The following is a 13,118-nucleotide window of genomic DNA, read 5'->3' as shown; positions in this document are numbered from 1 at the left end:
CATTCTTATCTACAGCAATTCTTGCCCTCAGGGAGCCGACAATGGGTCATTCGCAAGCCGACAAGGCCGAGACGCACGAACGGATCGTCGAGGTGGCCGCGCGCCGTTTTCGTGAAGTAGGACTCGACGGCATCAGCGTCGCGGACATCATGAAGGAAGCCGGCTTGACGGTCGGTGCGTTCTACAAGCACTTCGCTTCACGCGACGATCTCGTCGTCGAGGCGATGGCTGCTGCGTGCGACGACATGGCCCACTCGGCGCTGACAGCACAACCGAATCTGAAAAAAAGCATTCAGACGTATCTGTCTGAAAAGCATCGGGACGATATCGACGGCGGATGCCCGATCGCCGCGCTCGTCAACGACACCGCGCGCAGTTCCGACAATACGCGCGCGGTCTATGCGCAGCGGTTCGAAGAGAGCCTTGCCCTGCTCGAAGGCCAGATGCCGGAAGGCACGACGGGCAATCTGCGCGCAAAGGCCATGTTGATCTATAGCGCGTATATCGGTGCCCTGGGTCTGTCGCGAGCCGTGCCCGATTCCAAGCTGTCCCGTCAGATTTTGAACAACGTGTCGGCGGAATTGATTGCACTCTTTCCGACCACCAAGTCCGAGAAATCTGCCTGACGATCGATCGCCGAGGCGTTTGGCGTTTGGCGTTTGGCGTTTGGCGTTTGGCGTTTGGCGTTTGGCGTTTGGCGTTTGGCGTTTGGCGTTTGGCGTTTGGCGTTTGGCGTTTGGCGTTTGGCGTTTGGCGTTTGGCGTTTGGCGTTTGGCGTTTGGCGTTTGGCGATGATTCAACCTTTTCGTCCTTAGCCAGCGCCAATCCAGTCACGCTTCGTTTTCACGCGTTTCCTTCAGCATTCGCCACGAACACGCCGCGCCTATAAGCGCGAGAACCGCAGCGGTACCCATCACGATGCGAAAGGCGTCCACGAATGACGTATCGATCGCATGCTGGATCGATGGATCGGCGTATTGCGCTGAAGCAAGCAATGGCTTCTGGCGATCGATTTCAGCCCTGGCCGAATCATTCAGCCTCAATGGCGCCAGCGCGTGATCGAGACGCGCGTCGAACGAAGCGGTCAGCACGAAGCCAAACGCAGCGATCGCGACAAGCCCGGCAACGCGCGACACCGCATTGTTGATGCCGGATGCGACGCCCAACTCGCTGTCGGGCGCGGATCCCATTACCGTCGTGGTCAGCGGCGCCACGCAGACCGACAAGCCGAGTCCGAGGCCCAGCACCGGGGCGAAGAACGTCGACCAGTATCCGCCGTCCGCACCGGGTATCGCCATGCTCGCGAGCGCTGCCGCGACGACGCAACACCCGACCGTCAGCGAGGCGCGCGCGCCGTAGAGCGTCAACAACTTTCCGGTCCACGGAGACAAAGCGAACAGCGTCAGGATCAGCGGCGCAATCGCGGCCCCGGCCTGTGACGCCGTGTAGTGATGGATCTGGATCAGGCACAGCGGGAAGAAATACATCGAGCCATACATCGCGCCATACAGAAAGAGCGTGATGGCGTTGACGCCGACGAACACGGGCGACTTCAACAGCACAACCGGTAGCAACGGTGCCGCGGACCGCCGCTCGAAGACGACAAACATTGCCAGCAATACGACGCAGGCGATGGCTGAAGGAATCGCATACGCCCCGCTCCCCTGCGCGCTCAACAAGGCATAGGTCAACGCGGCCAGTGCTGCGACCATGCTTGCGGCTCCGGCCCAGTTCGGAGTCGGACGACTTTGCGTGCCGGAGCTGTCCTGCAGCCGCGACGCAAAGAACACAGCCACCACCGCCATCGGCAGATTGATAAAAAAGACGGCACGCCACGATACGTTGTCGATCAGCCAACCGCCGAAGAAGGGCCCGATGGCCGACATCATGGCCGTCGCGCCCGACCAGATCCCGATCGCACGCCCGCGCTTGGATGGGGGATATGCGGCCGTGATGAGTGCAAGGCTGCCGGGAATCATCGCGGCTGCGGCCACCCCTTGCACAGCGCGTGCGAGGACGAGGCCAACGAGCGAATGCGCGACGCCGCATAGCAACGACGACACGCCGAACAGCACATTACCGTAGATAAAGACCCGCTTCTGTCCGTACCTGTCTCCGAGCACGCCTCCGACGAGCAGCAGCGCCGAGAGTGTCAGGGCATAGGCCTCGACGACCCATTGCACTTCCCCGGTCGTCGCCGCAAAGATCACCTGAAGCTTCGCCGTTGCAACGTTCACGACCGTGCCATCGATAAACGCCATGCCCGACGCGAAAATCGCGGCAATCAACGCGTTGGTACCCTGGCGCTCGTTGGACTTGTCAGCAGGCATACTTCTCGTCACGAGAGTGGAATGACGGAACGTGGCCTCACCATCTTATGACACGTTCCGCCGGATCGCCATGCGGCATGGCGTCCACCGGCTGTCTTGAACGTGCCTCATCCCGGTTGTCATTGGACCGCAACAACACCGGCGCTGAATCGCAGCACAGATAAAAAAAGGGCGACCCCAAAAGAATCGCCCTCGAAGACTACACTCACTCGGGAGGTCTTCGTCAGAAGACGGCGGACTCGCACAAAGCCCGCATCCCGAAACGGAATATAGCAAGCGCAAGAGCGATGCGCACCGCACGTGGACGAACTTCAGTATTGCGGTCACGTCAAGAATGAGACGCCCCGAAGTCACCCTGCCCGCTTAGGTCTACCTCGACCCTCACACCGCCTCGGTCGAGCCATCTCATCTATTATGTATTGACCAACACAGAAATCGCTTGACGCGGCCAGATCATCGCTTCTACTATTTTGTATCGATCAACACATAAAGGAGTCTGTGATGGTACTGAACGGCAAGCGTGCATTGGTGACGGGGGCAAGCAGAGGTATTGGAGCGGCAATCGCAAAGGCGCTGGCAGCTGCCGGTGCGGACGTGGCGATCACTTATGAAAAATCGGCGGACCACGCTGCTGATGTCGTCAAGGCGATCGAAGCAGAAGGCCGTCGCGGCGTGGCGATCCAGGCAGACAGCGCGAACGCGTCAGCAGTCCAGGCCTCCGTTCAAAAGACGGTTGAAGCCCTCGGCGGACTCGACATTCTGGTGAACAACGCCGGCATTCTTCGCATGGGCGATGTGAAGGACATCTCGATCGAAGACATCGACGCGACACTGAACGTCAACGTACGTGCCCCGATCGTTGCGGCGAAGGCGGCCATTCCTCACCTCACCGCGGGCGGCCGGATCATTTCGATCGGCAGCTACTTCGCGGATCGCGTGCCGGCCTCGATACTCGGTGTTTATGCCGGTTCCAAGTCCGCATTGGTCGCATTCACCCAAGGCCTCGCACGTGAGCTTGGCGCCAAGGGCATCACGGCCAACCTGATTCAACCGGGCTCGATCAACAGCGATATGAACCCCGCCGAAGGCCCGTTCGCCCCGACGTTGAAGGCCATTACGGCGACGGGCGACTACGGCAAGGGTGAAGACATCGCGCAAGCCGTCGTTTTTCTCGCCAGCGCGAACGCCAGCTACATCACGGGCTCGACACTCACGGTCGACGGCGGCGCTAACGCCTGAGACTGTTTACGGTGCCGGCCACGCGGCCATTGCGATTTCCGCAGTGCCAGCGAGGTCGGCCCGCGTCGCCCCGTCGCGGGCCTGAATGGCCATGCCTTGAACGACACCCAGAAAGAAACGGCTGAGCCGATCGACGTTCGTCGATGCGGGTAGTTCCCCGGCCTTGACCGCACGGCGGATGCCTGAGCGAAACACCTTGAGTCCAGCCAACCGCGCGTCCTTGACGACTTCAGCGACCGGCTCCGGACCACCCTCTCCGATCGCATACAGATGGACCATGCACCCTGACGGGCTCCCCTTGCCTTCGGGCAACACGTCCGCGGCGGCCTTCAGCACACTTCGCACGCCATCCTTCGCAGTGGCTCCATCCGAGATGTGATCCCAGATCATCCGGTCCGCGGACGCGTTGTATCGTTGAAGGGCCTCCGCATAGAGGCTCTCCTTGCTGCCGAACGCTGCGTACAGGCTCGGAGAGCGAATGCCCATCGCATCGCACAGGTCGTTCATCGAGGTGGCGAGAAAGCCTTTTCGCCAGAACACCAGCATCGCTTCGTGCAACGCGGCTTCTCGGTCAAACGCTCGCGGTCGTCCAGCGGTCGCCATAACAATCCTTTTTTGTGTCGATTGACACATTAATGGACTAGCGACCGAAAATCAACCGCGCGCCGGACGACCGGCATGCCGACCCGACATTCTGGCCCATAGCGATCGCTTGATCCCTAAAGCAACGACCGGTACAGCCGTCCTGGACGACACGCTGCGACGACCTCGATCGCTACATCGGCAACGCCAACTCCGCCAGCTGATCACGCAGCGCCCGCTTCAATACCTTGCCAATCGCGCTTCGCGGCAGTTCGTCGATAACGATCACACGCGCAAGCCGCTGCACTTTCCCAAGCTGCCCATTGGCCCACGTACACAGCTCCTCGGGCACGACCGCGTCGCGCACGACGACAAAGGCCACCGGCGTTTCACCCCATGCCTGGCTCGGCGCGCCAATCACCGCAGCATCCGCGACCGCCGGGTGCTGCATCAGCACATTCTCGAGATCGACCGCGTAGACGTTGAAGCCGCCGGTGATGATGACGTCCTTCTTTCGATCCAGCAGATGAAGGAAGCCCTCAGGATCCAGCCATCCGACATCGCCGCTTCGCTGAAACCGGTTGCCGTTTTCATCGAACCAGCTCGCCTCGTGCGTGGCTTTTTGCTGGTTGTGATAACCCGTCATCATGCGAGGCGACCGCCCCACGACCTCACCGACCTCACCTTGCGGCAACACCGCCCCGTTCTCGTCGATGATGCGCAGATCGACATCCGAGAAAGGCTTGCCAACGGTATCGAGCTTGTCCGGGTTGTCCTGTGCAATCAGGCAGCACGACACGCCGCCTTCGGTCATGCCATAGAACTCGGTGAGGCCCCCCGCAGGCCAGCGCCGCAAGATCTCCTGCTTTGTCGAGCCCGACAACGGCGCACTCGTACTGAACTTGCTGTGAAACGACGTGAGGTCAGCCTGATCGAACTCGGGGTGCGCGAGCAGTCGCGTGTACTGAACGGGCACGAGAATCACGTCGGTCGGCCGCCAGCTGTGTGCGAGTGCGAGCCACTTGCCGGCATCGAACTTTTCCATCAGCTTGATTCGGCCGCCCGCTGCAATCACCGAGAACAACACAAATAGCGTGGTGTTCGAGCACAACGGCGTCGAAAAGATCGTGCGGGTGTCTGCGTTCAGCTTCCATCCGTCGACCACCGTGATCGACTCGACAGCCCGATAGAGACGACTCTGAAGAATCCCCTTCGGCACACCCGTCGTTCCAGACGAGTAAATCAGATTGAATCCGTGATCGAGCACGCGCGGCATGGGCGGCAGTGTGTCGTCGGCACCGCCGATCCATTTGACGATGGAAGACTCGTCGACACGCACGACGGTCGGAGGCAGGTCGGGGTCCGCAAGCGCACCGATCTCCTGCGCATACGCATCGGAGACAAACAACGCTCGCGCACCACAATCCTTGAGCATCGCAACCCAGGTCGACGGCGACGCATAAGTCGGCAACGGCACAATGCAGGCACCGGCCCGCAGGATGCCGATCATGAGTTCGACATACCACACCGAATTCGGCGCCAGTATCGCGACTTTCTCGTCTGGCCTGACGTTGGAAGCGATCAACGCATGTGCGATCTGATTCGCACGTCGATCGAGTTCGGACCACGAGATGGTTCTCACCGAATCGGATATCGCCTCGCGCTCCGGCAGGGTCCGGGCCCAGTCGGCCACGAAGAGATCGATGTCACGATAGTGCTGCTCTGGCAAACCCACGCTCATTGCGCTGTCTCCGCTGCGAGTCTTTGACTTTTCACGACACGACTTCGAAGAGTCCTGCCGCACCTTGTCCGCCACCGACGCACATCGTGACGACCACATACTTCGCGCCGCGACGCCGGCCTTCGATCAAGGCATGCCCCGTCATGCGCGAACCTGACACACCGTACGGATGGCCCACGGCAATCGCGCCACCGTTGACGTTGAGGCGCTCGTCGGGAATACCCAGCGTGTCGCGACAGTAGAGAACCTGGCATGCGAACGCTTCGTTGAGTTCCCACAGGTCGATGTCGTCGACCGTCAAGCCCGCTTTCCTGAGCAGCTTCGGCACCGCGAAGACCGGACCGATACCCATCTCGTCCGGTTCGCATCCGGCGACCGCGAAGCCGCGGAAGATGCCAAGCGGCTCGATGCCACGACGCTCGGCAAGCTTCGCGTTCATCAGCACGCATGCAGAAGAACCGTCGCTGAACTGGCTGGCATTGCCGGCCGTGATCATCCCGCCCGGCAGCGCGGTGCGGATATTCGCCACGCCTTCCAGCGTCGTATCCGGACGGATCCCTTCGTCACCGTCGATCGTGACCTCGCGCGTCGACGCATTGCCTTCCTTGTCGACCACGCGCATCACCGTCGTCATCGGCACGATTTCGTCGTTGAACCGTCCCGCCTCGCGTGCGGCCGCGGCACGCTGCTGACTGCGTACGCCAAACGCGTCCTGCGCGGCTTTGCTGACCTTGTATCGCGTCGCGACCTGCTCGGCGGTTTGCAACATCGACCAGTAGATTTCCGGCTTGTTTTCCATCAGCCAGGGGTCCTGCGCCATATGGCGATTGACCTCGTTCTGCACGCACGAGATCGATTCGACGCCGCCCGCGACATACACGTCGCCCTCGCCGGCGACGATGCGTTGCGCCGCCATCGCTATCGTCTGCAAGCCGCTCGAACAGAAGCGATTGATCGTGACGCCGCCGGTCGTGACGGGCAGGCCCGCGCGCAACGCGGCGACGCGCGCGATATTGCCGCCGGTGGTGCCTTCGGACAGCGAGCCGCCGAGCATGCAGTCCTCGACCTCGGCCGGGTCGATGCCTGCGCGTTCCACCGCATGGCGAACGGCGTGAGCGCCCAGCGTCGCGCCGTGGGTCATGTTGAACGCGCCCTTCCAGCTCTTGGCGAGTCCCGTGCGTGCCGTGGACACGATCACCGCTTCTTGCATACGTCTTCTCCCTGTCGTTGATCCGCTCTTTGCTTCATACCGTGCGAGGCGCGCTCGCGTTGTTCTTCGTCGCCGGCCGCACGCCGAGCAGCAGCACCACGCCCGACAGGACGAAGATGGCCATCATCAGCATCAGGCTGGTATAAGGTCCGCCGGTCTTGCCGTTGATCCAGACCAGCATCGGCGGGATGCTGACGGCACCGAGATTCCCCAGGCTGCTGATCAACGCGATGCCCGCAGCCGCGGTTTTCTTCGGTACATATTCGGCCGCCGTCGTAAAGAACACCGGCGTGAGCGCCGTGGTTCCGATCGTCATCACACACAGGCCGACGAGCGACGGTGCGAACGAGCCCTTCGAGATGGCGGTGATGGCGAGACCCACCGCGGCAAGAACAGTGGCGCCAAAGAAGTGCCAACGGCGCTCATGATTGCGGTCCGAGCTGCGCCCGATCATCAGCATCCCGGCGATCCCGCACACATTCGGCAGCGCCGCAAAAACGCCGACGAGAAACAGATCGCTGATCCCCCAGCTCTTGATCAGGCTCGGCACCCAGAAAATCATCGAATACACGCAGCCGATAAACAGGAAGTAGACGGCTGCCAGTGCATAGATGCGGGGATCGGTCAGCAGTTGCCGCGCCGAGACATGAGACGCTTCGGCGACGAACTTGTGCTCCGTATTGAGCTGCTCGCGCAACGCGGCCTTCTCTTGCGTCGACAGCCATGAGGCCTTTTCGGGGCTATCGTCGAGCAACAGGAACGTCACGATACCGAGCACGATGGCCGGCAGGCCGCTCACGATAAAGAGCCACTGCCAGCCGCCGAGCCCTGCCGCGCCATTGAGCCCGCGCATGATCGCGCCCGCTGCGGGCGGCATCACGATCAAGGCAACGGACGGCGCAATCAGGAACGTCGAGACGATATAGCCGCGTTTCTGCGCGGGAAACCAATACGTCAGAAACAGGATCACGCCCGGGAAGAAGCCCGCTTCAAAACATCCGAGCAGGAAACGCAGGATATAAAACGACGTTTCGTTGTGCACGAACAGCATGCCCGTACAGACCGCTCCCCAGCACACCATGATCCGAAGCAGCGTACGTCGCGCACCGATGCGCTCGAGCATCAGATTGCTCGGCACTTCGAAGATCAGATATCCCACGAAGAAAATGCTCGCGCCGATGCTGTACGACACATCGCTGAACGGCAGCGATTGCTTCATTTGAAGCTGCGCCATACCGACATTCACGCGGTCGATATAGGCGTAGACGTAGCAAAGAAACAGCAACGGCAAGATTCGCCAGAATATTTTGGACGATAATGCGCGGTTTTCGTGTCCCGCACCGACAAGCGCGCGACCCTGCTCGATTGAATGCTGTGCACTCATTGTCTCCTGCCTCCTATTTATGCCGGCCTTTTATTAAAATAGTTGACCGCAATATCATTGAAGCCCTGAATAAAACAAATCCATTTAAATAAAAATACCCTAAAAAAATATTTACAATATTGTTTTCGAGCAACGCGATCACGCCGATTGACTTCTGTTGCTCATTTGCAAACGCACATCCGGCGCTGGATCCGCTGCACAGACGACGCTTCATCCTCTAGCCTCAAGCTTCCGGCAAAAGCGTGTGCCTCACCATTGGCAAAACCCGCCAAACTTTTTCCTTCCCCGCCAAAAATGTAAATCTCAGGGTAAATCCTCAATCGGCTTTGGTATGTTCTGCCCTGACACTGAACGCCGGGATCAGGAAAGCACTTATTCTTTTCCCATATTTTTCAGTAGGGATCGACACACCGTCGGTTTCAAAATACTTGTCGCGGCGCTTTTCTGCGCGTTCAAATCAAAGCGCGAATCAAGCCTCGAATCAAACCACTGATATTGAACAGGACATTCAATGAAACTCAGCTTTGACGGCCGCGTGGCCATCGTGACCGGCGCCGGCGGCGGATTGGGGAAGCAGCACGCACTCGCCCTCGCGGCGAGAGGCGCCAAAGTGCTCGTCAATGATCTGGGCGGCGACGTCAACGGCGCGGGCGGAACGCACAGCGCCGCTCAGCAGGTCGTCGACGAAATCCGCGCCGCCGGCGGTGAAGCCATGGCGAGCGGCGCGTCGGTGACGGACTACGAAGCGGTTCGCAAGATGGTCGACCAGGTGATGGACGCCTGGGGTCGTGTCGACGTGCTCGTCAACAACGCGGGCATCCTTCGCGACAAGACGTTCGCCAAAATGGACCTCGACGATTTCCGGCGCGTGATCGACGTGCATCTGATGGGCTCGGTCCATTGCACGAAGGCAGTCTGGCAGATCATGCAGGACCAGCGGTATGGCCGGATCGTCATGACGACATCGTCATCAGGACTGTTCGGCAACTTTGGTCAGTCAAACTACGCCGCCGCGAAAATGGCCGTAGTCGGGCTGATGCAGACGCTGGCCCTCGAGGGCGCGAAGTACGGCATCAAGGTCAACTCGCTCGCGCCGTCCGCATTCACGCGCATGACCGAAGGGCTGTTTTCCGAAGAGATCGCAGACATGCTGACGCCCGAATCCGTAGTGCCGGCGATGTTGGTACTGGCTCACGAGAACGCACCGACGCGAACGATTCTGTGCGCCGGGGCCGGCACCTTCGAAGCGGCCCATGTCACGCTGACCGATGGTGTCTTCATCGGCACGGCCGACGACTCGCCGGAGCGCCTGTATTCGAAACTGGACACCGTATTGAGCCGCGAAGGTTCCGTCGCGGCAGAAGCCGGCAGCGTGCAGTCGATCAACGAGATCAAGAAGGCTCACGCAGCCGGTGCGGTGGTGCTCCCGTCACTCTGAAGCGAGCGCCGGTACGAACCCGGCGCCACGCCGGTCCAGCTTCGAAACGCCCGATAGAACGACGCGATGTCCCGAAACCCGAGATCGGAGGCGATCTCGGCGATCGCGTCGGTGGTCTGGGTCAGGCGGTGAATCGCGAGGTCGCGACGCAAGGTTTCCTTGATTTCCTTGACCGACGTCTGTTCATTCTCGAGCCGCCTGCTCAACGTGCGCAGCGACATGTTGAGTGCCTTTGCAACCTCGGCGGCGCCGAGCGAGCCCATATCGCCTTCGAGCAGACACGTGCGCACCTGATGTGTGATCGGCTGTTTCGCATCGGGCGAGCACAACCAGTCACTGGGCTGATGCAGAAGAAACGTCCTGAGCTCGTGCTCGGTCCTCTGGAACTTGAGGTCGAGTAGCGCGGCATCAAACCGAATGGCGCACTGAGGCTGATTGAAACGAAGCGGTCCGGGAAACAGCGCGTTGAGGTCGTCGAGATAAGGCGGTGCATCGAACGCAAAGTCCACCGACTCGAGCGGGATATTGCGCCCGATGAGCCAGGACATGAGCCCGTGGAAGACCTTGAGCATCAGCTCCAGTCCGAGCGTTTTACACAGACGCGGACCGTCCGGCTCGACGATATACAACCTGCCGATATCGCCCTCACGTCGCACGACGACTTCGAAGTCGTTCGTGAGCATATGAAGGAACCGGGTGTAGCGATAAAAGGCCACGGCAATGGTCGGCGCCGCGATCATGATGTAGCCCGCATACTTCATCGCACCACCGGGCATGCTGCGCGGAAACAAGCTCAGCATCTCGTCGTTTCTTTCCGCAGCCATGGCGCGATAGAGCGCGGAGAACTGCCCCTCGGTGATACGGCCGTTGATGGCATGGACCGTATCGTGAGCGATGCCGGCACGCTCGAGAAGACGCTGCTGGCTGTCGATATCGGTCTGCGTTTCCGCAAAGAAGGCACGCAGGTATTGTGAAGAGAGCGTCAGCCGGAGCGACGATGCGGTGTACGGAAGGCGCGACATGTCGGTGGATATCTTCGCAGTTTTCTCGACGCCCTGATGCGTCGCGGCACGCTTAGCGCCGTGCCAATACTGCGTATGCTACCGTGGGCGACGCCGATCGCCCAACATCATGCCGCTCAACAGAGCGTTCCGCCTTCAATCATCAGCCGTGCACGAATCAGACCGACGTCGGGACAACGAGAGGCTAACGACAGGCCAACGACTGGCCGCCGTCATGCCGACGCGAGCTTGAACACGCTGACCGCTTCAAGCAACGAGTCGGCCTGCGAGATCAGCAGCGCCGTTGCCGCCCCCGATTGCTCCACGAGCGCGACGTTCTGCTGCGTGCTGCTTTCCACGTGACGGATCATGTCGCGCAGCTCGCCGATCGAGTAGGCTTGCTGCACGCACGCGTCGTTGATCTCGCTCATGATCGACGTGACGTTGCGCGATGAGGCAATGACTTCCTCGATCGTCGAGCCCGCGATATCGGCAAGCCGACCGCCTTCGCCGACGCGCGCATTGCTCTCCTCGATCAGCGTCTTGATCTCTTTTGCGGCCTCTGCGCTGCGGCGTGCCAATACGCGAACCTCGCTGGCCACGACGGCGAAGCCCTTTCCGTGCGTTCCGGCCTGGGCGGCTTCCACGGCAGCGTTGATCGCAAGAATATTTGTCTGAAATGCAATCGAGTCGATGACAGATACGATCTCGCCGATGCGCTGCGACGACGTCCGGATACCCGTCATGGTTTCGACCACACGGCCAACGGACTCGCCCCCGCCGCCTGCGGTCAGCGAGGCCTCGTTGGCCAGCTTGTTGGCGTGTCCCGCGTTGGTCGCGTTGGCCGACACGCTCTCATCGAATTCGCCAAGCGCATTGGTCGCCTGCTCGAGCGCCGCTGCCTGACTGTTCGTGCGCGTGCCGAGGTCAGCCGTGCCATCCGCGATATCCCGACTTGCCAGCACCACGCCATCGACGGCGCCACGCACGCGTTCGACAAGCTGGGCGAGGCTGTTTCGCATTTGCGTGACGGTCGCCATCACGCTGTCGCGATCGTCGTCGCGAATGGGAGACGGACTGGCAAGGTCCCCTTCCCGGATCGCTTCAGCAAAGGCGATCATGTCGCGAGGATCGGCGCCGAGCGTGCGCGCCACGTTGCGCGACACAAACCAGGCGACGCCGACGGTCAATGCACAAGCGATTGCAGCAAGACCCGCCATCAGTAGCGTGAATTTCGCGCTGATACTGCGCGCCTGATCGCCTTCGTCCGCGCTCTGCGATTCCTCATAGTCGATCATCGTATTGACCGCGGCGAGCCACTCGACCAGAGCGGGACGCGCGGTATCGAGCAACAGCCTGCGTGCTTCGTCGGTCTTGCCGGACTCCTGAAGCGCGATGACACGATCGATCAGCGGGTCGCCTCTGACCTGAGCCGCCTTGATATGCGCGTAGATGGACTTCTCTTCCGGCGTGGCGTTATCGCCTTGAAGGAAAACACCCTCCAGCGGCTGAGCGGACTCGCCGTAATCGCCCTTGAGCTTTTTGATCCTGCCGACGACCGCGGGGAGTTCGGACGGGTCCACGAGGATCACATCACGAAGCGCAATCGATCGATCGTGCACGCTGCCGCGAAAGTTGATGGCGTAGCGCTCCTTGACGCCATTGCCATCGATGATGCTGTCGAGCCGCTCCCGGACGTTCTGCACCTGCAGGATCGCAATGACCGACAGTGCGACCAGGGCGAGCAGCACGACGCCGAAGCCCGTGAACAGCCTTGCCCGAATACTCCAGCGTTCAAATTTCATGATTTCCCCGGCCCGTGCATCGACAGGTCTGTTCCAGAGGCCTGTTTTATGGGCCTGCTGGATAGGTCTGCCCGATAGGTCTGCCTGATAGGTCTGTTTTATAGGTCTGTTGATGGTGTTGTGCGCAGATGGGCCGGACAACGTTTGCGTCAGCACATTGAGGAATGACACATTCGTCCGGAGTGACACAGGCGTCCGCCCACGACGACTAGTTCGTCGGATCGGCCCGCACGGTTACACCGCGTCTGGATTTCATTGCTCTGCGTCCGGATTCCGCACAGGCCACGGATTCACTCGTGCAAAAACTGAAATAATTTTTGAGTGCGTGTAACCAGCACGAGAAACGGCCCGAATTTACGTGTGTATCCAGCACGGATACCTTCCATCC

Annotated in this window: 10 protein-coding genes; 3 read left to right on the top strand and 7 right to left on the bottom strand. The window is 60.6% G+C overall.

Annotation, left to right across the window (positions count from 1 at the left end):
- Positions 1-41: 41 nt before the first annotated feature.
- Positions 42-626, top strand: coding sequence for a TetR/AcrR family transcriptional regulator (locus tag ACMFWR_RS30535; RefSeq protein WP_413196120.1), 585 nt, complete (start codon positions 42-44; stop codon positions 624-626).
- A 204-nt stretch (positions 627-830) separates the two neighbouring features.
- On the opposite strand, the gene ACMFWR_RS30530 is transcribed toward ACMFWR_RS30535, so the two are convergent.
- Positions 831-2,330: an MFS transporter gene (locus tag ACMFWR_RS30530; protein ID WP_413196119.1), complete on the bottom strand. Its 1,500-nt coding sequence runs from the start codon at positions 2,328-2,330 to the stop codon at positions 831-833.
- 501 nt (positions 2,331-2,831) lie between these two features.
- Here ACMFWR_RS30530 and ACMFWR_RS30525 point away from each other — a divergent pair.
- Positions 2,832-3,569, top strand: coding sequence for an SDR family oxidoreductase (locus tag ACMFWR_RS30525; protein WP_413196118.1), 738 nt, complete (start codon positions 2,832-2,834; stop codon positions 3,567-3,569).
- A 6-nt stretch (positions 3,570-3,575) separates the two neighbouring features.
- Here the strand turns inward: ACMFWR_RS30525 and ACMFWR_RS30520 are convergent, their stop codons facing one another.
- The 4 genes from ACMFWR_RS30520 to ACMFWR_RS30505 form a co-directional block, all read right to left on the bottom strand.
- Positions 3,576-4,172, bottom strand: a complete 597-nt coding sequence (locus ACMFWR_RS30520; RefSeq protein ID WP_413196117.1) for a TetR/AcrR family transcriptional regulator — start codon at positions 4,170-4,172, stop codon at positions 3,576-3,578.
- Between the two features lie 172 nt (positions 4,173-4,344).
- Positions 4,345-5,892: a class I adenylate-forming enzyme family protein gene (locus tag ACMFWR_RS30515; protein ID WP_413196116.1), complete on the bottom strand. Its 1,548-nt coding sequence runs from the start codon at positions 5,890-5,892 to the stop codon at positions 4,345-4,347.
- A gap of 31 nt (positions 5,893-5,923) precedes the next feature.
- Complete coding sequence (locus ACMFWR_RS30510) at positions 5,924-7,102, bottom strand: acetyl-CoA C-acyltransferase (protein ID WP_413196115.1); 1,179 nt, start codon at positions 7,100-7,102, stop codon at positions 5,924-5,926.
- Between the two features lie 34 nt (positions 7,103-7,136).
- Positions 7,137-8,486, bottom strand: a complete 1,350-nt coding sequence (locus tag ACMFWR_RS30505; protein ID WP_413196114.1) for an MFS transporter — start codon at positions 8,484-8,486, stop codon at positions 7,137-7,139.
- Positions 8,487-8,997: 511 nt separating this feature from the next.
- Here ACMFWR_RS30505 and ACMFWR_RS30500 point away from each other — a divergent pair.
- Positions 8,998-9,924, top strand: coding sequence for an SDR family NAD(P)-dependent oxidoreductase (locus tag ACMFWR_RS30500; RefSeq protein WP_413196113.1), 927 nt, complete (start codon positions 8,998-9,000; stop codon positions 9,922-9,924).
- Here the strand turns inward: ACMFWR_RS30500 and ACMFWR_RS30495 are convergent.
- Positions 9,888-10,946 (bottom strand): AraC family transcriptional regulator, encoded by a 1,059-nt coding sequence (locus ACMFWR_RS30495; protein WP_413196112.1) that lies wholly within the window; start codon positions 10,944-10,946, stop codon positions 9,888-9,890. The genes ACMFWR_RS30500 and ACMFWR_RS30495 overlap by 37 nt on opposite strands.
- Before the next feature lie 212 nt (positions 10,947-11,158).
- Positions 11,159-12,901: a methyl-accepting chemotaxis protein gene (locus tag ACMFWR_RS30490; RefSeq protein ID WP_413196111.1), complete on the bottom strand. Its 1,743-nt coding sequence runs from the start codon at positions 12,899-12,901 to the stop codon at positions 11,159-11,161.
- Positions 12,902-13,118 lie beyond the last annotated feature (217 nt).

The sequence above is a fragment of the Pararobbsia alpina genome (assembly GCF_965118125.1).
Classification (GTDB): Bacteria; Pseudomonadota; Gammaproteobacteria; order Burkholderiales; family Burkholderiaceae; genus Pararobbsia; species Pararobbsia alpina_A.
This window is presented reverse-complemented; position numbering and strand designations above follow the sequence as displayed.

What these genes read in the sequence shown, in the direction of transcription:
- ACMFWR_RS30535 (WP_413196120.1), top strand. Translation starts at nt 42, where the DNA reads ATGGGTCATTCGCAAGCCGACAAGGCCGAGACGCACGAACGGATCGTC.
- ACMFWR_RS30530 (WP_413196119.1), bottom strand. Translation starts at nt 2,330, where the DNA reads ATGCCTGCTGACAAGTCCAACGAGCGCCAGGGTACCAACGCGTTGATT.
- ACMFWR_RS30525 (WP_413196118.1), top strand. Translation starts at nt 2,832, where the DNA reads ATGGTACTGAACGGCAAGCGTGCATTGGTGACGGGGGCAAGCAGAGGT.
- ACMFWR_RS30520 (WP_413196117.1), bottom strand. Translation starts at nt 4,172, where the DNA reads ATGGCGACCGCTGGACGACCGCGAGCGTTTGACCGAGAAGCCGCGTTG.
- ACMFWR_RS30515 (WP_413196116.1), bottom strand. Translation starts at nt 5,892, where the DNA reads ATGAGCGTGGGTTTGCCAGAGCAGCACTATCGTGACATCGATCTCTTC.
- ACMFWR_RS30510 (WP_413196115.1), bottom strand. Translation starts at nt 7,102, where the DNA reads ATGCAAGAAGCGGTGATCGTGTCCACGGCACGCACGGGACTCGCCAAG.
- ACMFWR_RS30505 (WP_413196114.1), bottom strand. Translation starts at nt 8,486, where the DNA reads ATGAGTGCACAGCATTCAATCGAGCAGGGTCGCGCGCTTGTCGGTGCG.
- ACMFWR_RS30500 (WP_413196113.1), top strand. Translation starts at nt 8,998, where the DNA reads ATGAAACTCAGCTTTGACGGCCGCGTGGCCATCGTGACCGGCGCCGGC.
- ACMFWR_RS30495 (WP_413196112.1), bottom strand. Translation starts at nt 10,946, where the DNA reads ATGTCGCGCCTTCCGTACACCGCATCGTCGCTCCGGCTGACGCTCTCT.